Origin of the sequence: Pseudomonas sp. F1_0610 (genome assembly GCF_047470865.1) — a bacterium.
Classification (GTDB): Bacteria; Pseudomonadota; Gammaproteobacteria; order Pseudomonadales; family Pseudomonadaceae; genus JAZDRH01.
Genome location: NZ_JAZDRH010000013.1, coordinates 1 through 21,358, shown reverse-complemented (window position 1 = coordinate 21,358; position 21,358 = coordinate 1). Strand labels below are relative to the sequence as shown.

The window sequence follows — 21,358 nt, the reverse complement described above, 5'->3', positions numbered from 1 at the left end:
TGCCGATAATGATGTGCTTTATGCCGATATAAGCAATAGCTTAGAAACCCCTAATTTTGATGTAAGACTAGACTTTGAAGAACTTTTAAAAAATAGCAACAGCAGTACGGCAGCTGATTTAGATCTGTCTAATCTTGAGTTAGAAATGCGCCTTGCATTAAGTACTGACGAGCCAGAGCCAGAGCCAGAGCCAGAGCCAGAGCCAGAGCCAGAGCCAGAGCCAGATCAGGATACCGCTGACCCAGAAATAGCAATAGTGCCTAAGGCTAGCTTACCTATTGAACCTGCTCTTGATTTAGATGAACTGGATCTAGATGCTGAGCTGAGCAAATTAAGCCAAATCGAATTAAATAATCCTCAACCTAGCAAGCAAAGCGATACTAAACAAACGGCAACAGAGGATAGTTCAACTCATACAAAGATCATTAATGATCTTCCTGCAATAGAAGCACCTATTGAATTAGCTTGGTCTGAGCAAGTACCCAAACGAAAGTGGGGCTGGTTTTGGGCAATCATGAGCCTTATAGCTGTATTAGGGCTGGCTGCACAGTTTATCAAATACAACTTTGAGCCTTTAGCGCGAGATGAAGTGGCACGCCCATTACTTGAACAGATGTGTGAATTCATTGGCTGCCAACTACCAAGCAAAGTCGACACAACACTTATTCATAGTAGTAATTTAGTCGTAAGGGAACACAATGAGTTTGACGGTGTATTAACCGTTGACGCCATCATTTATAACCGTGCTAACTTCGCCCAACCCTTCCCTATTTTGCGCCTTGATATTTACGACAAAGAACAAAAGCTCATTGCTAGCCGCCAATTTAAGCCCTATGAATACTTGGGGGGAGAGCTTGCTGGGCGAAAAGAAATGCCACAACAAACACCCATTCGTATTTCACTTGATATCATTAATCCCAACGAAAATTCTGAACACTTTAAACTGTCCTTTTTATCGCCAAATTAATTTGTCAAGTAATACATTGATCATTTTTTATCCAATCTTGCTTTATCCTAGAAGCAAGAAAGGGTATTATGCTCAGCCTTTTCTACTCCTAGTTACGTGATCGAATTATCTCCCTATAGGGATAGGTATTTTGCATGTCTCCTGTACATATTGGTCCTTATCAGCTAACCAACCCATTAGTGCTTGCACCTATGGCTGGCGTTACCGATCGTCCATTTCGCGAGCTCTGCAAGCGTTTTGGCGCAGGAATGGTTGTCGCTGAAATGCTTACCAGTGATGTAAGTCTATGGAACTCTCGCAAATCCAGTCTACGCTTACTGCGAGCGGATGATACAGAACCACGTTCGGTGCAAATTGCTGGTGGCGATCCTCAAATGCTAGCTAATGCAGCCCAAGCCTGCGTTGCATTAGGTGCACAGATTGTTGATATCAACATGGGATGCCCGGCAAAGAAAGTTTGCAATAAGGCGGCAGGCTCAGCGTTGATGCAAGATGAAACTTTGGTTACGCAAATCTTACATGCCGTAGTAAAGGCTGTAGACGTGCCTGTAACCCTTAAAATACGTACAGGCTGGGATCATCAACATAGAAACGGTGTCTGTATTGCAAAAATTGCAGAGGAGGCAGGCATTGCCGCTTTAGCTGTTCATGGGCGCACGCGAGTGGATTTGTATAAAGGCGAAGCTGAATACGACACTATTGCTCAAATTAAGCAAGCAGTAACAATTCCAGTCTTTGCTAATGGCGATATTACAAGCGCTAAAAAAGCTCATGAGGTTTTGCAGTATACAGGGGCTGATGGTCTATTGATTGGACGCGGTGCTCAGGGCAAACCATGGATATTCCGTGAAATTTGGCATTACCTGCAAAGCGGAGAACTACTCAGTTCACCATCATTAACAGAAATAGAAAACACAGTACTTGAGCACTTAAATGCCCTTCATAATTTTTATGGTGATTTTATGGGTATTAAAATTGCACGCAAACATATAGCTTGGTATTTAAACAGTTTTCCGAACGCTAAAACATTTCGTACACATTTTAACCAGCTTGAGACTGCGCAAGAACAGCGTTTCTTACTTGGCGAGCACTTTAACCTGCTACGTCAACAAGGAATTGGGGAAGCAGCATGACACAGATGAATGGGTACGAAGCATTACATAGGAACTCATCGGTGAGCGATCAGATTCAAACTATAAAAACACCCGCAACGCATTCATTAACGTTACGCGAGTGTGTAGAACAAACTCTACAAAACTACTTTATGCATCTTGAAGGTGCTGACGTTACGGATGTTTATAACTTAGTTTTAAGTGAAGTAGAGGCGCCTTTACTGTCTACTGTTATGCAGCATGTTAAGGGCAATCAAACTAAGGCATCTGAAGTTCTAGGTTTAAACCGTGGAACTTTACGAAAAAAGCTAAAGCAATACGATTTGTTGTAATCGTTTCAAAACTGGCCAACTTGCCATTACCTAGGAATACACATGACCGACCATACTTCTAGCTTACCTGTACGCCGAGCATTAATTAGCGTTTCGGATAAAACTGGTATTGTTGAGTTCGCACGCGAACTAGCAGCACTAGGCGTAGAAATTCTGTCAACTGGCGGAACTTATAAGCTACTTTGTGACAACCAGATCCCAGCTATTGAAGTTGCTGACTACACTGGTTTCCCTGAGATGATGGACGGTCGTGTAAAAACGCTGCATCCTAAAATTCACGGTGGTATTTTAGGTCGCCGCGCAATAGATGCTGCTATTATGGAACAGCATAGCATCAAGCCAATTGACCTCGTAGCAGTAAACCTCTACCCATTTGCGGCCACTGTTGCTAAAACCAACTGCACACTACCTGATGCCATTGAAAATATCGACATTGGCGGACCAACCATGGTACGTAGTGCAGCAAAAAACCATAAAGACGTTGCTATTGTGGTTAATGCCAACGACTACACTCAGGTAATGAGTAACTTAAAAAACGGCGGCTTAACCTACCAACAACGCTTTGACTTAGCTCTGAAAGCCTTTGAGCATACAGCTGCGTATGATGGCATGATTGCCAATTATTTAGGCAGTATCAATCAAAACGCTGAGACACTAAGCACTCAAGACCGTCTTGAATTTCCACGCACCTTTAATAGCCAATTTATTAAAGCGCAAGATATGCGTTACGGTGAAAATCCTCATCAAAGTGCCGCTTTCTACGTAGAAGCTAATCCTACAGAAGCTAGCGTAGCAACTGCTAAGCAGCTGCAAGGCAAAGAACTTTCTTACAACAATGTAGCTGATACCGATGCAGCGCTAGAGTGTGTAAAAAGCTTTACCAAGCCGGCCTGCGTCATTGTTAAACATGCCAATCCTTGTGGCGTAGCTGTTGTGCCAGAGGCCGATGGTGGTATTCGTAAAGCTTATGACCTTGCCTATGCAACAGATAGCGAGTCTGCCTTTGGTGGCATTATTGCCTTTAACCGAGAACTAGACGCTGAAACTGCTCAGGCTATTGTAGATCGTCAATTTGTAGAAGTAATTATTGCTCCGGCTATCAGCGTTGAAGCACGCTCAGTTGTCGCAGCGAAAGCTAATGTGCGTTTATTAGAAACAGGCCACTGGCCAGCTGAACGCAGTTTCGGTTTAGATTACAAACGCGTAACAGGCGGCTTATTAGTACAAAGCCGTGATATTCAGATGATCACTGCTGAAGATCTTAAAGTAGTTACCAAGCGCGCACCTACTGAACAAGAAATTCATGACTTAATTTTTGCTTGGAAAGTAGCTAAATTCGTTAAATCTAATGCTATTGTTTATGCTAAAAACCGTCAAACTGTTGGTGTAGGCGCTGGGCAAATGAGCCGCGTCAACTCAGCCCGTATTGCGGCCATCAAAGCAGAGCATGCAGGCTTACAAGTCGCAGGTGCTGTTATGGCATCTGATGCCTTCTTCCCGTTCCGCGATGGCATTGATAATGCCGCTAAAGCCGGAATTAGTGCTGTTATTCAGCCAGGTGGCTCAATGCGTGATAACGAAGTCATAGAAGCCGCTGATGAAGCGGGTATGGCCATGGTATTCACTGGCATGCGTCACTTCCGCCACTAAATGCTATTGGAGCTTAGCCTATGAATATTCTAATTATTGGTAACGGTGGACGCGAGCATGCGTTGGCATGGAAAGCTGCACAAGACCCTCGCGTGGCCAAAGTCTTTGTGGCACCTGGCAATGCGGGTACTGCCACAGAAGACAAATGTGAAAATATCAATATCGGTGTTTTAGAGCTAGAAAAGCTGGCTGACTTTGCAGAACACAACCAAGTAGCTTTAACTATCGTTGGCCCAGAAGCACCATTAGTTGCTGGTGTAGTGGATTTATTCCGTAGTCGCAACCTCGACATTTTCGGCCCAACTAAAGCTGCTGCACAGTTAGAAGGCTCAAAAGCTTTCACCAAGGATTTTTTAGCACGCCAGCAAATTCCAACAGCTGACTATGCAAACTTTACAGAGGTCGAGCCTGCCCTTACATATTTACGTGAAAAAGGCGCACCTATCGTTGTTAAAGCAGATGGCTTAGCTGCTGGCAAAGGCGTTATTGTCGCCATGACACTAGACGAAGCCGAAGCAGCAGTACGCGATATGCTAGCTGGTAATGCTTTTGGCGAAGCAGGTTCACGCGTTGTTATTGAAGAGTATCTCGATGGCGAGGAAGCTAGCTTTATCGTCATGGTTGATGGTGATAATGTTCTACCAATGGCAACCAGCCAAGATCATAAGCGCGTTGGGAACGGCGATACAGGTCCGAATACAGGCGGCATGGGAGCTTACTCGCCAGCACCTGTAGTAACAGATAGCGTTTATCAGCGCGTTATGGATGAAGTTATCTACCCTACTGTGCGCGGCATGGCTGCTGAAGGTAATGTATATACGGGCTTTTTATATGCCGGCTTAATGATTGATAAAACAGGCGCGCCTAAGGTTATTGAATATAACTGTCGTTTTGGTGATCCTGAAACACAACCTATTATGTTGCGCCTAGAATCTAGCTTAATTCTTCTAATTGAAGCTGCTTTTGCCAAAGCATTAAACAAAATTGAAGCTCGCTGGCACCCACAGCCTAGCCTAGGTGTTGTTATTGCAGCCGGTGGATACCCTGGTGACTATAGCAAAGGGCATGAAATTCACGGGCTGGATGCCGCTGCTAACCTATCTGGGAAAATATTTCATGCGGGCACAGCGTTAAAAGATGGTAAAGTCCTAGCTAATGGCGGCCGTGTACTTTGTGCAACAGCCTTAGGCGAAACTGTAGCGCTAGCACAAGAAAATGCCTATAAACTTGCGGCTGAAGTTAGTTGGGAAGGCAGCTTTTATCGCACAGATATTGGATATCGTGCAATTGATCGCGAAAACAGCTAATTTTGACACAGAAAGCTATGAGTGTTCATACACTCATAGCCATCCATAGTGTAAGCTTATTTAAATTGTATATTTACACCATGAGAGTTTAGCGAATGTCAGGAACGCGCATTGCTATTTTTAATATTATTTGTTTTTTGATCTGCGCCCTTTACTTACTTTGGCTCACCCCTGATAGTGCCTCTTTCTTTGTTGATAACAGTCATTTAAACCAACAAGCCAGCCCATTTGTCTTTACTCCTCCACCTCCAGTATTAAGTGGTATATTTTTAGGCATTTTTATTTTTTTAATGCTTAACTGCATTACTCGTTTTATTCAACTAGGTAACCGTATATATATTTGGCTAGGCTCAAGCTTATTTCTTTATACTCTTGCAGCCTTAGAACTATTAGAAATTACTAAAATACATAGTGCTACCAATGAAGTTGGCTGGTATTTCATTCAATTTGTTTTTTTATTAATTAGCATTATTTTTCAGCTATTTGCTCTAGATCTATTTGGCAAACGCTTTACGTTAAACAATACTCAAGGCCTACATTTTAGTTTAATTACCTTATCCTGCTTGAGCGCTTTTGTTTTGTTGCTGAACGACTCCCCTATCACCAGCAGCCTAGTCTACTTTATTTTTTCTAGTGCTATGCTCACGCCCAGCGTTATTATTTACCGTACCTACCAAACCCATGGCCATTTATCCGCACGCTTTATAGGTATCGGAATTTTCTTTTACGCTCTACCTCTAATTCTCATTTGGCCGCTTTTAATTAACCCTAGTCCTGTTCAGCTTTACTATGCCACTTTACTTAATTTAATTGTTCCACCTATTGGTGTTTATATTCTAGGCATAGGTCTAACACGTTACGAACTGGATAAAATTATTCGTACTGTGACACAAAGCCCTAGTGCGCCAAATTACAACACCAACACCCAAGAAGTTGAATTATTACTAGAACGTTTAAGCCAAGAAATACGTGTTCCTTTAAGCGGTGTAATGGGTATGTTAGGGCTAATTGTTGCCACCCCTTTATCAGCCAAACAACGCGAATACATACAAACTATGCAACGTTCATGCACTGAACTACTTAACAGTGTCAATGAAGTTATTGATATTTCAGAGCTAAAATACAGCCGCTTAACTATTAGCAATACGCAATTTGAGCTTAGTGGGCTACTGGAAGAATGTATTGAGCTATTCCGTCCCCAAATACAAGAACAACATATAGAACTCATTAGTTTTGTTCAACCTCAAGTCCCCCATTTAATATACAGCGACCCTAGCCGGTTACGCCAAGTACTACTAACATTAATGATGATTGCTTACCAGCATGCACAAGAGAAAGAAATTATCTTTGCTGTCACTGTTGAGCAAAATCAAGAACCACCCATTTTAAATATTTCACTAGAAAGTATTGCCGAACCTATAACTGCCTTAGAAAACCAGTTACTTTTACAACCTGTTAGCAATAAGCCTTTACATCAATTTCCACCGGAGCACTTGCGTTTAATCATCTGCAACCATCTGATCCAACAACTGGAAGGATTACTTTCATACAATATCAACGAACATGGTCAGGCCACTCTGAGTTTAACGCTGCCCTTGACACAGTATGAGTTAACCTCTAACCAGCAACAGCCATTGCATTTACTGCAAGGTAAATCATTACTTATTATTGACCCTAGCGAAGTCTGTCGTACTGTATTGCGCCAGCAATGCGAAGAATGGGGAATTGAGGTTACCTGTGCTTCAAGTGCGCAAGATGCACTTGCCCTACTTCGCAGTAAAAGCCTAATGCAGCAAAGCTTTCAAGTTGTACTAATTACCCGCGAATTACCACAAATTAATGGTATTGATTTAGCAGTACGCATCAAGCAAGACCAGTTATTAACAGAAGACTCTGTCTTATTGCTATTAACAAGCACCGGAGTAGATACCATTAGTACACGCAATGCGGGCATCAGCCAAGTATTGATCAAGCCTGTTAGCAGCTACACTTTAAAAGCCGCACTCACCCAAGCTTATCAACATAACAGTATTAAACCTCTCTTTAAGCAGCAAGAAAGCTTGCCAGAAGCCAAGGTGCTCATTGCCGAGGATAATGGTGTTTCGATTAAAGTCGTTAGTGCCTTATTAAACAAATTACAGATTGCTTTTGATGTGGTTATGAATGGCGAACAAGCATACGAAGCCATGCTTAAACGAAATTATGACCTTGTCCTAATGGACTGTGAAATGCCTGTACTATCTGGCTTTGAGGCTACGAAAAAATGGCGCCAACATGAAGCAGGTTCAGGCAAACGCATGCCTATTATTGCCTTAACCGCTTATGTATTTGATGAACATCGCCAACAAGCCTTAGATGCAGGAATGGACGGTCACCTCTCTAAACCACTCAACCTTTCTGAGCTTAAACAGTTAATATTGCGTTATACCTCTAAAAACACTTAGAGGTCTTTAGAGTGATGCTGTAACCAAGCTACAGCTAGCCCGCTTAAAATAATAATAGCTACACCTAACCACGCAATAAGATCTGGACTTTGCTTAAAAAATACAACACCTATTAAGGCTGCAAAAATAATCTGTGCGTAAGTAAAAGGAGCTAAAGTGGCAGCTGAGCCATATTTAAATCCTATTGTAAGTAAAATATGCCCTGTCATGGCTAACGCTCCTAGCATTAGCATCCAAAGCAAGTCCAGCCAGTGAGGCAACACCGCGTTAAAAGGTAAAACAAATAACAGCCCAAGTGTACCAATTAATCCAGCTAAGAAATTACTGGTGACAGGATGGTCGGTTACTGCCACACGGCGTGTTAATAGTTGGTATATCGCAAAGCAAAATGAAGCGCCTAACGGCATTAAAATAGCCGGAGTAAAGAGTTCACCTCCAGGGCGAACAATGAGCAACACACCCATCAAACCCACAGCAACAGCAATCCACTGGCCTAAGGTGATTTTTTCCTTCAAGAAAATCACAGACAAGACGGTTACGATTAAAGGAGCTAAAAACATCACAGAGGTAGCTTCAGCTAGCGGTATATAACGCAAACCACCAATAAATAACCAGCTAATACCCAGCAAACATAAACCTCTAGCAAATTGGAGCAAGGGGCGACGTGTTTGCACCAACTGCTTACCCATTTTTGGGGCAAAAATCGCCAACATTAATACTGTTTGGGCTGCATAACGAACCCATACAACAAAAAATAGCGGATATATCGCGGTTAGATATTTAGAAACGCCATCATGGGTGGCTAATAAACTGGTGGCACACAATATTAACAACACCCCCAACAGAGGCCCTTTCGCACTAGACACTTGCACTCCTATTAATTAGCTTACTATCTATTTTATCAAAAAATTCGCCTGCAGCTTGGCTAACAGGCGAATTTAAATGCTATTCATCATCGAACTGGTAGCTACCTGGCGCCAAATTATCAAAACGCGTAAATTTACCTTGGAAAGCTAAGCGCACGGTACCAATAGGTCCGTTACGTTGCTTACCAATAATAATCTCAGCAACACCTTTGTACTCTGTTTCTGGATGGTAAACTTCATCGCGATAGACAAACATAATGACGTCAGCATCCTGCTCAATCGCTCCTGATTCACGCAAGTCAGAGTTAACAGGACGTTTATTAGGGCGCTGCTCTAACGAACGGTTTAACTGGGATAGGGCAACAACAGGACAATTGAACTCTTTGGCCAGCGCTTTTAACGAGCGAGAAATTTCTGAGATTTCATTGGTACGGTTATCGCCTGCACTGCCACCAATTTGCATTAATTGCAAATAGTCGACCATGATTAACGCAATCTCACCATGCTCACGTGCTAAACGACGGGTTCTTGCACGCATTTCAGAGGGAGAAATACCCGCAGTGTCATCAATAAATAGCTTACGATCTTGCAGCATATTAACGGCTGAAGTAAGGCGACTCCAGTCTTCCTCCTCCAACTTACCGCTACGTACTTTGGTTTGATCAATACGACCCAGAGAAGACAGCATACGCATCATTAAAGACTCAGAAGGCATCTCTAAGGAATAAACCAACACCACCTTATCAGTACGCATAAGTGCGTTTTCAACCAAATTCATAGCGAAAGTGGTTTTGCCCATGGAAGGTCGACCTGCCACAATTACAAGGTCAGATGCCTGTAGGCCACTGGTTTTATCATCCAAGTCAGCAAAGCCAGTAGATACACCAGTAATCGCATCATCACTATTAAATAGTGTATCAATAGTATCAATGGTGCTTTTGAGCAGATCAACCACACCAACAGGCCCGCCTGTTTTAGGGCGTGCTTCTGCAATTTCGAAAATTTTACGCTCGGCTTCATCTAAGATTTCGTTACCCGTACGCCCTTCTGGCGCATAGGCGCTGCTTGCAATATCATTACTTACGCTAATCAGCTGACGTAATGTGGCACGCTCTCGAATAATACTGGCATAGGCTTTAATGTTAGCAACAGAAGGCGTGTTTTTTGCCAACTCACTAAGATAAGCCAAGCCTCCTACTTGTGGCAAAGTACCTTCTTTATCGAGTTGCTCTGATAAAGTCACCACATCAAAGGGTTCATTGCGCTCGGCAAGACGATGAATAGCACGGAAAATTAAACGATGATCATGGCGATAAAAATCACCATCAGACACCTGATCTAGCACGCGCTCCCACGCATTGTTATCCAGCATTAAGCCACCAAGAACGGCTTGCTCTGCTTCAATCGAATGGGGTGGGATTTTTAAGGCGGCTGTTTCTAAATCATATTGTTCCGGCGCTACTAACTCATTCATTCTCGCAAAACCTTAGATCAAACAGCTAATAAGATACGTATTAAAAGCACAAAAGGCACGTCATTGTTATGACATGCCTTTCGTTTTTGCAACCTAGGCTGCAAACGTTACAAATTAACCCGCAACAATGATCAGCTTAACAATAGCTTCAACATCGGTGTGTAGGTTAAGTGTAATTTCGTACTCACCTGTTTGACGAATAGTGCCATTAGGTAGACGAACTTCGCTTTTGTGTACTTCAACACCCGATGCAGATAATGCATCAGCGATGTCATGAGTACCGATAGAGCCGAACAATTTACCTTCTTCGCCAGTGTTGGCAGTGATGGTAATTTCTAGGCCTGAAAGTTGCTGTGCACGAGCTTGAGCAGCAGCTAATTTCTCAGCAGCTACACGCTCTAATTCTGCACGGCGCGCTTCAAACGCAGCAACGTTTTCTGCAGTTGCAGCCGTTGCTTTGCCATGTGGCAATAAGTAGTTACGGCCGTAACCAGACTTAACATTTACTTTGTCGCCTAGGTTGCCCAAGTTAGCGACTTTTTCTAGCAGGATGACTTCCATTTGAGTCTTACCTCTTGAATTCAACTTTCACCGTTCGTGGATTTTGCTTTAGCGCTTAAGCCACGAAAATCAAATAGGCTGTCAACGAGCGCTAGCACAATCAATAATGGAACAACAGCTTGTGATAAAAATACTAAGCCTACATACATAGCTATAAGCCAAAATGAGGGACTTTTACCCAAGCCTACTAACCCATGAATAACTGCAATACCTGTAATAAGTAAAGGTAAAGCAGCAACAGGTATTAACACTATCGCCTCAATTGCGATAGCGGCTGATCCTAAGATCACCACTAATAGCCCGAATGCCATAGCTACAGGTAAACGCAATTGATGAAACTCTTGCGCAAACCCTTTTGGGTTAAATAATGCAGCTTGCCAATAACGCCCCAGAATCAAAGCCAATACTGCAAATAACTGGTTTGATAACAACATGCTTCCCGCCAATGCATAAGGTAAATATAGTTTTACCTGGGCCATCTGCTCGCCTGTTAATCCAGCAAGCATTGGTTGAATTAGCTGAGAAACATTTGGATCTGTGAGCAAACTATCAGCTAGTTTTGCTATTTCATCACCATAAAGAAATGGCTGAATCATGGCAAATAAGCCGCTTAAAACAACACTCGCTAGTAAAACTTTCACCCACGATGAGGTTGTACGCAATACAGCTGCAAGAGCCAATGTACAAACCACAACAATAAGTGTTTCTGGTTGACCAGCACCCGCCCAAATAACGGCAGGAATCAAACCCAGTGCTAAAACGCTATAGCTATTTTCAAAGCCTTTGCGCAGTAGTAATAAACTAGCGGCGGCTGCACCTATCCAATGCAAGATAGGCAGAGCTGTTGTCAAAGCCATTACTGTGATGGCTTCCATGCGTCCACGCATTACATATTCAGCTATAGGGCGCATGTTAAAAATCCATTACCTAAGTGCTAACCTTCAATCAACGGCCGTGGCTGTCGGTGTAAGGCAACAATGCTAAGAAACGCGCGCGTTTGATAGCAGTCGCTAATTGGCGTTGGTATTTAGCTTTAGTACCAGTAATACGGCTTGGTACGATTTTGCCAGTTTCAGAGACATAGGCTTTCAAAGTGTTTAGATCTTTGTAATCGATCTCTTGAACGCCTTCAGCTGTGAAACGGCAGAATTTACGACGACGGAAAAAACGTGCCATGATAGGTTCCTCTGTAGACTTGGGAATTATTCTTCGTCAGAGTCGATGTCAGCATCGTCGTCAATGTCGTCTGCATCTTCATCAAGATCTACAGAATCCATTGCTTCAGCTTGCGCACGACGCTCACGACGCTCGTTACGGTTCTCTTCAGCTTTTACCATTTCAGAAGCTTCAGTTACCGCTTCGTCGCGACGAATAACTAAGTTACGTAGAACGGCATCGTTATAGCGGAAGCTATCTTCTAGCTCTGCTAATGCTTTAGCGCTGCATTCAACGTTTAAAAGCACGTAGTGTGCTTTATGCACATCATCAATTGCATAGGCTAATTGGCGACGGCCCCAGTCTTCTAGACGGTGTACTTTACCGCCATCTTCTTCGATCAGCTTGGTGTAACGCTCTACCATGCCGCCGACTTGTTCGCTCTGATCCGGATGAACCAGAAACACAATTTCGTAATGACGCATAGATGCTCCTTACGGATGAAAGTCTGCTGCTATATGCAGTCAGACAAGGAGAGATTTAACTCGTTGTTTTTCTTGTATTTATTCCTTAATGAATATTTCTTAAGGCAATACAAGGTGCGAAATTATACGCAAAGCCATAACTGATAGCAAGGCGAGTCTTACTGGCGTTGGCGTACTGCTTCAAATAAACAAATACCTGCTGCAACAGATACGTTCAAACTGCTAACACTGCCAGCCATCGGCAACTTCACCAGATAATCGCAATGCTCACGCGTCAAGCGACGCATGCCTTTGCCTTCGGCCCCCATCACCAGCACTAAAGGCCCTGTCATATCTTGCTGGTAAATAGACTGTTCAGCTTCACCAGCCGTACCAACCACCCACAAACCCCGCTTACGCAGTTTTTCTAAAGTGCGTGCTAAATTGGTAACCGTCACTAGAGGCATCACCTCGGCCGCACCACAAGCCACTTTGCGCACCGTTGCAGTTAATGTGGCCGATTTATCCTTAGGTACAATCACCGCCAAGGCTCCGGCTGCATCTGCAGTGCGCAAGCATGCACCTAAGTTATGCGGATCAGTCACACCATCCAAGGCAAGAATAAGCGGCGCTTGCTCTTGCTGATCAAGCAAACTTTCTAGCATTTGCTCACTCCAGACCTGACTTGGCGACACCAGAGCTAATACGCCTTGGTGCACACCTTCAATACGCTCATCCAACTCATGACGTTCACACTCCTCTACAGTAATGCGTAGCTGCTGAGCTAAGTCGCGCAATACTTGGACTCTTGGCGTACTCAATGCCTGAGCCAAGACAAGCTTCTTCACACGCTTAGGGTGATGACGCAATAAGGCTTCCACGGCGTGAATGCCGTGGACTTGTTCTAAATCACTCATAGTATTTTAATTACTTTTTACTGTACGTTTGCGCACAGATTGGGTTTTACCTGAAGCACCACTGGTTTTACGAGTGGCCTTTTTTGCATTGGGTTTTGCTTTACTTGTTGATTTTTTCTTGCCATTAGTTGCCGACGTTTGCTTCACTGGCTTTGCCTTTGCTCCACCAGCAGCATCTTGCATTAGAGCCTGCTTAGCTTGACGACTACGCGCTACTTTGGTCGGCACAGCCTCTTTCTCCGTGGCTGTAGGTTTTTCTCCTGACTGACGCAGATGACGCTTTTGCGCTGGTGACATGGCACGCTCAGCATCACTCATTTCAAAGTCGATTTTACGCTCATCCAAATCCACTCGCGCAACAATCACTTCCACAGTATCACCTAGGCGATACTTGCGACCACTACGCTCACCCGCTAAGCATTGATGCAATTGATCATAGTGATAGTAGTCACCTGGCAAAGCAGTCACATGCACAAGGCCTTCCACGTAAATATCTTTTAGTTCAACAAACAAGCCAAAACCCGTGACAGCAGTCACTACGCCCGCGAAAGTTTCTCCCACACGGTCAAGCATATATTCACATTTAAGCCAAGTAACAACATCGCGCGTAGCCTCATCAGCACGGCGCTCTGTCATCGAAATTTGGACTCCTAAGCTATCTAACTGCGCGTCATCGTAAGGATAAATACGCGCCTTAGTCATACTTTTAGCACCTATACGCTGCACATGCGCACTGTCTTTTTTCGAACGAATAATACTGCGCACCGCGCGGTGATTAATTAAGTCCGAATAGCGGCGAATCGGCGAAGTAAAGTGAGTATAGGCTTCATAGTTCAAACCAAAATGCCCCAAACAATCAGGACTATAAATAGCCTGACTCATGGAACGCAAAATCATGGTTTGGATTAAACTGTAATCAGGGCGATCTGTAATACGCTCTAGCAATGCTAAAAAGTCTTTAGCGGTAGGCGTGCTTTTGCCTTTACCTAATGCAAGACCTAACTCTGATAAATAGGCACGTAATTTTTCTAGTTTTTCTTCTGGTGGATTATCATGCACACGGTATAAACCAGGCAGCTTATGATCCTGTAAGAAGTGCGCCATAGCTACGTTTGCACATAGCATACACTCCTCAATAATGCGGTGCGCTTCATTTCGTACTGTAGGTACAATCTTTTCAATTTTGCGTTCTGCATCAAAAATAATACGTGTTTCACGCGTATCAAAATCCAAAGCACCACGCAACTTACGTTGGTTTAAAAGCTCTTTATACAGGCTAAATAACTGCTGTAAATGCGGTAACAGCTCAGCATACTCTTTCGCTAATACTTTAGCTTCCGCTGTATTTGGCTTTTCTAGCATACAGCTTACTTTATCGTAGGTAAGACGTGCATGCGATTGAATAACAGCCTCATAAAACTGATAATCCAGCATTTTACCTGCGCGCGATAAGCGCACTTCGCACACCATAGCTAAACGATCCACGTGCGGGTTCAGCGAACACAAACCGTTCGACAGCTCCTCTGGCAGCATAGGAATGACTTGCTTAGGAAAATACACCGAATTCCCACGCTCACGCGCCTCATTATCTAATGCTGTATCAACCTTAACGTAATGTGACACATCAGCAATAGCGACATACAAGCGCCAGCCTGTACTGGTACTGCGACCTTGCTCAAAATGCGCTTCACAATAAACTGCATCATCAAAGTCACGTGCATCTTCGCCATCAATAGTAACGAAAGGTAAATCACGCAAGTCAATACGGTTTTGCTTGTCGGCCTCTTCTACTTCAGGCTTTAAGCGGCGTACTTGACGCAATACAGCCTGCGGCCATACATGCGGAATATCATAATTACGCAATGCCACTTCAATTTCCATACCCGGCGCCATATAGTCGCCGAGCACTTCCACTACATTGCCTTGTGCTTGAAAACGTGCCGTTGGCCAGTGTGTGATTTCCACTTCAACCAACTGTCCTAGTTTTGCCCCTGCATTGCGACCTGGGCTAATCAGGATTTCCTGCTGCAATTTACTATTATCTGGCAAAACAAAGCCAATGCCATTCTCTTCGTTATAACGCCCCACTAAAGTGGCATGCGCTCGCACTACTACCTCAGCAATAGCACCTTCACGACGCCCTTTACGGTCAACGCCTGTAACACGTGCAAGCGCACGATCACCATCAAACACAAGACGCATTTGAGTTGGGCTTAAAAATAAATCTTCACCGCCATCATCTGGAATTAAAAATCCAAATCCATCACGGTGACCACTGACACGCCCTACAACTAAATCTAGCTTATCCACAGGCGCATAGGCACCTCGGCGGGTATAGACTACCTGAGCATCTCGCTCCATAGCGCGCAGGCGACGACGTAAAGCTTCGATAGCTTCTTCATCAGTCAATCCAAATTCTTCGGCTAGTTGTTCTCGTCTGGCGGGAGCGCCTCGCTCAGCAAGGTGCTGTAAAATTAACTCGCGGCTTGGGATAGGGTTTTCATATTTTTCTGATTCTAACGCCGCGTTAGGGTCTTTTTGTTGCCAATCGGCTATCAAATTTTCTTTTCCTTTATATTTCATTTGTCTCATAAGCGTACAGATTACGCCTTTTCTAAAATTTTTCCATTTTTTTCATGCACTACTTTACAACGCTTTAGCGCAGTCGTATAGTTCGCGCCAACATAGTACAACACTTAATTGTTGCAAATATGTAAAGCCCAGATGGCGGAATTGGTAGACGCGCTAGGTTCAGGTCCTAGTGGTGGCAACACTGTGGAAGTTCGAGTCTTCTTCTGGGCACCATTTCAATGTTGCACCTCTGTGCAACATATCCATAAAATCCTTTAAAATCAAAGCTTAAATCCATTATCTTGTTATTCTGAGCACACACACTGTGCATCATTTAGCACCATAGCAATTTATTTTTGTACCCCTGAAAAATAAATCGAATTTATGGGTACAGAATCAAGCAATCAACACCAAAGCCACCTTTAGCACCAGTGGCTATGCTAACTAAACCCACATTTTAGCATAATACTCAAACGTTAATGAGCCTCCGCCAATGGTGGCTTTGATCGTTATAGTTCTTCTTTGCATTCACTTTCTGATAGTTGACTATAACGCTCGTACATCAATCGTTTGGCCTCATCCAGTGTCATCCCTCCCAGAGATTCAATTTGCTTTATATCTTCCGCAGATAAAGCTCCAACACCTTTTAAATAGCTTTCATATGCTATTTTACAGCTACCTGATAGCTCTTTTTTCTTGTTTTCACCATTCGAACAAGCTGATAAACCTAAAGCTAATAAAGCAATAAAACTTATACGATATAGCATTTTATACTCACCTTTAAAAAACATGGATATCAATTAGTTGGTTTGATCGGGTATAAACAAACAGATAGTTGCGACATATCAAGAGTAATCACTGTATAAGGAGAAGTTAACAAATACTTTTCAGCTTCCTCTATCATTTTATTGGTAATGACTTTTTCAGGATATACATAATTATTATTTATATCTTTTTTATCAACAAAATAGTATCTTGTACTTACTCGATGTGGTATTAACTTTAAAATAGGGTCTTTACATTTTCCAGAATGGTCTACACCTAACCTAGGATAAATAACAGTATAGGACTGAGATGACCTGCGTGTCTTTTCATAAAGTCCAACCCAGAAAATCCTTACAGCCTCATCAATGTCCACAGTTTTAAGTTCAAATCCTTCAGGGTAACGTGGTAAAACATAAACTCCTTGCTGATCTGGAAGAGAAAACACTTTTTGACGCTCATCAGGTAACTTCCAATCGCGTATAGTTTCTATTTTTGGCGTCAGATCACCCAACCTCCAGTCTAAATAACGCTGCCCCTTTATATAGTGTGCGTTGTTATAAACCAAGTCAGCATGACTATCAAAAAATGATCCTGTAATTTTATAATTTGCCTTTTTAATAACAACAGTATCACGTTCATTCTGAGGCACTTGAATCACTAATTTGCCATAAGTTGGATTAACTGGATCAGGGGCAGGATACGGTTCTCTTTCACCCTCCCTTCGCATACAGCCAGTTAACTCAAAAAAAGCCAGTAAAATAATAAAAAACTTAATCTTTCTATCATACATATTTTTCATTAGAAAAATCCTTTTTAACGATATACGCACAAGGCAGGTTGAAATCACAAGTACAGGATTTAAGCCCACCCTCTATAACTCAGGTAAAACAGAAAAATAATTTATAGCCTATAGCTATTCAGAAAATTATCACCAAAATAGTCATTAATACAATTAAATACCATAAAAATACTAAAGCGCTAGTATTTATAAAAATGCCATTTTCATCTCATACTAGAAATAAAAAGCAGTTTGGCTACTGATGCTTGGATACCGATAAAAGTTCAACTTCAAAAAACCGCAGCATCTGAAAAACAAAAGCAGCCACAAAAAAAACTAAAACCTACAGCTTCAGAGCAAATCTTCTGTAAAAAGCTAACTATTTAGCAGCTTACCAAAAAAAGATAATTAATAATCATTGCAAACTCTCAATAGATCACATTTAGCGCTAGAAATAAATGATAAATTATATAATATATTTTTAGTGCTTATGGAGTAAGTAAATGCGTTTTTGGATTACTCAACCTCTATTTTTTTACAGCCTCACCTACTTTACCTCTATCCCTTCATTAGCAAACCCACTGAGCATAGAGGATATTTTTATCTCAGATGCAGAAATTTCTAGCTTACAGGAGGATGATGAAGGGCGGTATTTTATCACAGCGAAAGATAAAAACGGCGTTCTTCATAAAGAAAATGTAAGATTAAACTTTGATTTTGAAAAAAACAATAAAAATGAAAAACAAGTTACCGTTATAGGCAGAAACCTTTTGCAGGATGACAGCAACTATTTAAATGCAGAGAACATAGAGATTACCGTTAACAATGGTTTGTTCTCCAGCATTACAGGTCAGTTTCACGACGACGACAGCCACTCGACAAACGCAAAAGAAAAAATAACAGCTTCGACAAAAATAGTTTTTAACAATGGACAAGCAGACAGTATCCAGGGCATAGAATCCTTTGTAACAGACACTAAAAATCAAACTATAAACTCAAATATAATAGTGACTGGTGGAAATATAGACTCAATACAAGGAATAACTGTTTACAATGACAACTTAATAAATTTTCAAGAAGCCAGCCTAAAGAGTGGAATCAGCATCAACGGGGGTGAGGTTGGATTAATAAAAGGGGTTATCTACAATGGAGAAAATGCTCCAGCCAAGGTAAATATAGAAAGCAATATAGCTATCAACAATGCCACTATCAACCAAAATGAAATTATACTCATCAACTTTAGTGGCAACCAAAATACCAGTTCGACACTTAAAGCTAAATTATCCATATTTGGTGACTCAAATATTCCGGATGGAATATATATATCTGCAGTTGAGCAGAGCACACCTACATCAAGTACTGCTGAAAACATAAACCCATTTAGTGGTAATTTGTTTAATTTTGGAAGCAAGCCAATCAGCGCCAGTATTATATCAAACTTTGAAAACTATCATTTCTATATAAATGAATACAATAAAGATCAGGTCAATAAAGACACTGCATTAATAAAGTCCGATATTATAATAAACAACCCTACTCAGATGAATAACGGCTCTTTATCTAACAAATCAATTGCTCAGATCAAGGGGATTTCTGGAGAAAACATTATAAATGTAAATGACAGCATTACGCTTATCTCTGCTAATAGTACACAAGGCGGTGATGAGAATGGTGATTTAGCTAGTATATTTAACTTAGAAAATAATTCTGTAAAATTTGGTCTAGGTAAAGTTGCGGAAGTCTCATACACGATAGAAAATAAAGATTTAATTGCCACTATTGATAATATTTACTCTGATAACAAGGCTATTGAACTCTCCGTAAAACCCTTAGCTGAGGGACGCTTAACCCAGTTAATTTCGATCAACAAAGCATCTGATCTAATGGTTTCAGATGTGTGGAAGCAGATTGATAAAAGCCCAGAAGATAAAACATCTTCGTTTATTATTATCGAAACCAGCAATGACCGCTTTAAAACAGGCTCTCACATCGATCATAATGGTTATACTGCCCTTATTGGCGCAGCTTACAAAACCCAGAACACTACACTAGGTGCACTTCTTGAGTACGGTGATGGTGATTATGATACCTATAATAAATTTACAATGGGCAACATCCACGGAGAAACCAAAACAACCCACTATGGATTTGGCTTACTCGCAAAGCATGACTTGGATAACCTTTGGTTAGAAGGCGCTTTACGTATAGGACGGGTTAGAGCTAAGTTTAAATCAAATGATATTATTACAGGCTCAGGACAATCTGCTGCTTACGACAACCGTACAACCTATGTTTCATCCCACGCTGGCATCGGCCATAAATATCCAATCAACACTCAAAACACATTAGAAACTTCATTAAAATATCTTTATACCCATTTAAATGAAGAGTCAGTTATTATTGATGGTGATAAAGTGTCCTTTGATAGTTTAACTTCATCACGCGTACAGCTTAAAGAAGAGTGGAAGTACCAACCTAAAAGCAACCTTTCGCTCAGCGCAGGGCTAGCCTATGAATATGAGTTTAATGGAAAAGCTGATACCTCGATTTATGGTAAAAATATTAAGGCGCCCAGCCTTAAAGGCTCCACTGGAATTATTGAACTAGGTCTGCAGTACTCACCTTTTAACAATCTCAATAACAAATACTTTGATGTAAAACTCAAAGGCTATACAGGACAGCACCGTGGAGTGGCAGGAACGCTATCATTTAACTATCTTTTCTAACAACATAATCACTCACAGACAAATGATATTTATTGCCTGTATCTGCAGGTAGTTCATCGCTAATAGGCAGAGAAAGTATGCAATTATAAGCAACTATCAAAATTTCATTAGCTGATACTTATTAAAAAACAAATAATATCAGCAACCAAAATAGCAAAGCCAAAGCCTTTTTATAATCTATGAATATTTTATAAATGTAACATTAAAATACTGGGAAACGTTTTAAAACTGAACAAATTTAAGACCTGAGCGCAACAGGTTTAATGAATATATTAGCACTAAAGATTATGTATATGCTTATGTGAAATCAATATCTACATCATTAAATATGTATTGTTTTTAGCTTCTGTTGGCATGATTCTGACCTTCCCCCTAAATTAGCACCATAACTTCGATGAAACCTCCATTAAACTGAGAACCATTGCAGAACTCACTATGAAGAAGCGTTACACCGAAGAGCAAATTATTCGAGTCATTAAAGAGTATGATGCAGGCGCTAAGGTCAGCGATATTTGTCGACGAATGGGCATTTCTAACGGCACCTTTATAACTGGCACAGTCAAATTGCAGGTACACACAAAGCGTAGAAAAAACTTAACGCGTCCTCTAAGCTCCATGCTAGTTCCTAGTAGCACTAACCAACGTTGGTCGATGGATTTTGTATCGGATCAACTGGCTACTGGCCGGCGGTTCTGCGTGCTAAACGTCGTAGATGACTATAGGCGTGAGGTTATTGGGCAGCTTGTGCTGTATCAATCTCTGGCCCACAAGTAGCTCACTACCTTTCTCAGGTCATTGAAACAAGAGGCAAGTCTAAAGATAACAACCCAGAACACACCAGCAAAGCGGTGTTCTTTTGGAGCAAAGAGCTGCAAGTGCCACTTCCATTTTATTCAGCTAGGCAAGCCTACACAAAATGCATTTGTAGAAATGCTTGAATGGTAAGTTTAGGAATGAGTGCTTGAACCTACATTATAACGATGGCCGTCCTCACCGCTCATTAAATTATATGCCACCTTCCGAATACGCGAGGAAGGTGGCATAATGCAAAAACCTCATCCTAGCTGTGGTACTAAACTTGGGAGAAGGTCAATTAGAGGGATTTTCTACATAAATATAGCAGCTATTATTCTCTCTATATTAATTGACATTGCGATAGCAGATTCAAAAAATCAAATAAAAAAATGGTTAAGGAGTTGTTACTATTCCAAGTCTAACTCTAGAACCTTGAGTGAGTTTAAACTTTATTATAAAAGAGGAAGCAGGGAT

General features: G+C 41.8%; 18 protein-coding genes, 1 tRNA gene and 1 pseudogene. 10 read left to right on the top strand and 10 right to left on the bottom strand.

Annotation, left to right across the window (positions count from 1 at the left end; genetic code table 11):
* The 6 genes from VQ643_RS08785 to VQ643_RS08760 all read left to right on the top strand — a co-directional run.
* The coding region (locus VQ643_RS08785) for a DUF3426 domain-containing protein (protein ID WP_414199312.1) at window positions 1-967 on the top strand (967 nt) is incomplete at its 5' end.
* A 134-nt stretch (window positions 968-1,101) separates the two neighbouring features.
* Window positions 1,102-2,100: a tRNA dihydrouridine synthase DusB gene (gene dusB / locus VQ643_RS08780; protein WP_414199311.1), complete on the top strand. Its 999-nt coding sequence runs from the start codon at window positions 1,102-1,104 to the stop codon at window positions 2,098-2,100.
* The gene (fis, locus tag VQ643_RS08775; protein ID WP_414199309.1) at window positions 2,097-2,411 is read left to right on the top strand and encodes a DNA-binding transcriptional regulator Fis; all 315 of its coding nucleotides are present in this window, start codon (window positions 2,097-2,099) and stop codon (window positions 2,409-2,411) included. Before dusB ends, fis begins: the two co-directional genes overlap by 4 nt.
* 42 nt (window positions 2,412-2,453) lie before the next feature.
* Window positions 2,454-4,061: a bifunctional phosphoribosylaminoimidazolecarboxamide formyltransferase/IMP cyclohydrolase gene (gene purH, locus VQ643_RS08770; protein WP_414199307.1), complete on the top strand. Its 1,608-nt coding sequence runs from the start codon at window positions 2,454-2,456 to the stop codon at window positions 4,059-4,061.
* 20 nt (window positions 4,062-4,081) lie between these two features.
* The gene (gene purD / locus VQ643_RS08765) at window positions 4,082-5,368 is read left to right on the top strand and encodes a phosphoribosylamine--glycine ligase (protein WP_414199306.1); all 1,287 of its coding nucleotides are present in this window, start codon (window positions 4,082-4,084) and stop codon (window positions 5,366-5,368) included.
* Window positions 5,369-5,463: 95 nt separating this feature from the next.
* Window positions 5,464-7,812 (top strand): response regulator, encoded by a 2,349-nt coding sequence (locus VQ643_RS08760; protein ID WP_414199304.1) that lies wholly within the window; start codon window positions 5,464-5,466, stop codon window positions 7,810-7,812.
* Here VQ643_RS08760 and VQ643_RS08755 read toward each other — a convergent pair.
* The 8 genes from VQ643_RS08755 to rnr all read right to left on the bottom strand — a co-directional run bounded on the left by VQ643_RS08755 (window position 7,809) and on the right by rnr (window position 15,805).
* Window positions 7,809-8,678, bottom strand: a complete 870-nt coding sequence (locus VQ643_RS08755; protein WP_414199303.1) for a DMT family transporter — start codon at window positions 8,676-8,678, stop codon at window positions 7,809-7,811. The two genes, VQ643_RS08760 and VQ643_RS08755, sit on opposite strands and share 4 nt — an antisense overlap.
* 79 nt (window positions 8,679-8,757) lie before the next feature.
* Window positions 8,758-10,152 carry a replicative DNA helicase gene (gene dnaB, locus VQ643_RS08750; RefSeq protein WP_414199302.1) on the bottom strand — a complete coding sequence of 465 codons (1,395 nt, stop codon included), beginning with the start codon at window positions 10,150-10,152 and terminating at the stop codon, window positions 8,758-8,760.
* Between the two features lie 114 nt (window positions 10,153-10,266).
* Window positions 10,267-10,713, bottom strand: a complete 447-nt coding sequence (gene rplI / locus VQ643_RS08745; protein WP_414199301.1) for a 50S ribosomal protein L9 — start codon at window positions 10,711-10,713, stop codon at window positions 10,267-10,269.
* A gap of 20 nt (window positions 10,714-10,733) precedes the next feature.
* Window positions 10,734-11,624: a hypothetical protein gene (locus VQ643_RS08740; RefSeq protein ID WP_414199299.1), complete on the bottom strand. Its 891-nt coding sequence runs from the start codon at window positions 11,622-11,624 to the stop codon at window positions 10,734-10,736.
* A 34-nt stretch (window positions 11,625-11,658) separates the two neighbouring features.
* Window positions 11,659-11,889, bottom strand: a complete 231-nt coding sequence (gene rpsR / locus VQ643_RS08735; protein ID WP_414199297.1) for a 30S ribosomal protein S18 — start codon at window positions 11,887-11,889, stop codon at window positions 11,659-11,661.
* 26 nt (window positions 11,890-11,915) lie between these two features.
* On the bottom strand, window positions 11,916-12,353 hold the full coding sequence (gene rpsF / locus VQ643_RS08730) for a 30S ribosomal protein S6 (RefSeq protein ID WP_414199295.1): 438 nt from the start codon (window positions 12,351-12,353) through the stop codon (window positions 11,916-11,918).
* 158 nt (window positions 12,354-12,511) lie between these two features.
* Window positions 12,512-13,249 carry a 23S rRNA (guanosine(2251)-2'-O)-methyltransferase RlmB gene (rlmB, locus tag VQ643_RS08725; RefSeq protein WP_414199293.1) on the bottom strand — a complete coding sequence of 246 codons (738 nt, stop codon included), beginning with the start codon at window positions 13,247-13,249 and terminating at the stop codon, window positions 12,512-12,514.
* A gap of 6 nt (window positions 13,250-13,255) precedes the next feature.
* On the bottom strand, window positions 13,256-15,805 hold the full coding sequence (gene rnr / locus VQ643_RS08720) for a ribonuclease R (protein WP_414199409.1): 2,550 nt from the start codon (window positions 15,803-15,805) through the stop codon (window positions 13,256-13,258).
* A gap of 162 nt (window positions 15,806-15,967) precedes the next feature.
* On the opposite strand from rnr, the gene VQ643_RS08715 reads away from it, so the two are divergent.
* A tRNA-Leu gene (locus VQ643_RS08715) sits at window positions 15,968-16,054 on the top strand.
* A gap of 275 nt (window positions 16,055-16,329) precedes the next feature.
* On the opposite strand, the gene VQ643_RS08710 is transcribed toward VQ643_RS08715, so the two are convergent.
* Together VQ643_RS08710 and VQ643_RS08705 are read right to left on the bottom strand one after the other, a co-directional pair.
* Entirely contained in the window at window positions 16,330-16,587 is a 258-nt protein-coding gene (locus tag VQ643_RS08710; protein WP_414199291.1) for a hypothetical protein, read from the bottom strand.
* 29 nt (window positions 16,588-16,616) lie between these two features.
* Window positions 16,617-17,384: a hypothetical protein gene (locus tag VQ643_RS08705; protein WP_414199289.1), complete on the bottom strand. Its 768-nt coding sequence runs from the start codon at window positions 17,382-17,384 to the stop codon at window positions 16,617-16,619.
* A 482-nt stretch (window positions 17,385-17,866) separates the two neighbouring features.
* On the opposite strand from VQ643_RS08705, the gene VQ643_RS08700 reads away from it, so the two are divergent.
* The 3 genes and pseudogenes from VQ643_RS08700 to VQ643_RS08690 form a co-directional block, all read left to right on the top strand.
* On the top strand, window positions 17,867-20,089 hold the full coding sequence (locus VQ643_RS08700; protein ID WP_414199288.1) for an autotransporter outer membrane beta-barrel domain-containing protein: 2,223 nt from the start codon (window positions 17,867-17,869) through the stop codon (window positions 20,087-20,089).
* A 435-nt stretch (window positions 20,090-20,524) separates the two neighbouring features.
* Window positions 20,525-21,134 (top strand): annotated as a pseudogene (locus tag VQ643_RS08695) (integrase core domain-containing protein).
* Window positions 21,134-21,358 (top strand): hypothetical protein (locus tag VQ643_RS08690; RefSeq protein WP_414199287.1); only part of this gene is annotated, 225 nt, incomplete at its 3' end. The pseudogene VQ643_RS08695 and the gene VQ643_RS08690, both read left to right, overlap by 1 nt.

Coding starts and splice junctions, on each gene's coding strand:
- rplI (WP_414199301.1), bottom strand. CDS start 10,713: ATGGAAGTCATCCTGCTAGAAAAAGTCGCTAACTTGGGCAACCTAGGC.
- VQ643_RS08710 (WP_414199291.1), bottom strand. CDS start 16,587: ATGCTATATCGTATAAGTTTTATTGCTTTATTAGCTTTAGGTTTATCA.
- rpsR (WP_414199297.1), bottom strand. CDS start 11,889: ATGGCACGTTTTTTCCGTCGTCGTAAATTCTGCCGTTTCACAGCTGAA.
- rlmB (WP_414199293.1), bottom strand. CDS start 13,249: ATGAGTGATTTAGAACAAGTCCACGGCATTCACGCCGTGGAAGCCTTA.
- dusB (WP_414199311.1), top strand. CDS start 1,102: ATGTCTCCTGTACATATTGGTCCTTATCAGCTAACCAACCCATTAGTG.
- dnaB (WP_414199302.1), bottom strand. CDS start 10,152: ATGAATGAGTTAGTAGCGCCGGAACAATATGATTTAGAAACAGCCGCC.
- VQ643_RS08705 (WP_414199289.1), bottom strand. CDS start 17,384: ATGAAAAATATGTATGATAGAAAGATTAAGTTTTTTATTATTTTACTG.
- purD (WP_414199306.1), top strand. CDS start 4,082: ATGAATATTCTAATTATTGGTAACGGTGGACGCGAGCATGCGTTGGCA.
- purH (WP_414199307.1), top strand. CDS start 2,454: ATGACCGACCATACTTCTAGCTTACCTGTACGCCGAGCATTAATTAGC.
- VQ643_RS08760 (WP_414199304.1), top strand. CDS start 5,464: ATGTCAGGAACGCGCATTGCTATTTTTAATATTATTTGTTTTTTGATC.
- VQ643_RS08700 (WP_414199288.1), top strand. CDS start 17,867: ATGCGTTTTTGGATTACTCAACCTCTATTTTTTTACAGCCTCACCTAC.
- fis (WP_414199309.1), top strand. CDS start 2,097: ATGACACAGATGAATGGGTACGAAGCATTACATAGGAACTCATCGGTG.
- VQ643_RS08740 (WP_414199299.1), bottom strand. CDS start 11,624: ATGCGCCCTATAGCTGAATATGTAATGCGTGGACGCATGGAAGCCATC.
- rpsF (WP_414199295.1), bottom strand. CDS start 12,353: ATGCGTCATTACGAAATTGTGTTTCTGGTTCATCCGGATCAGAGCGAA.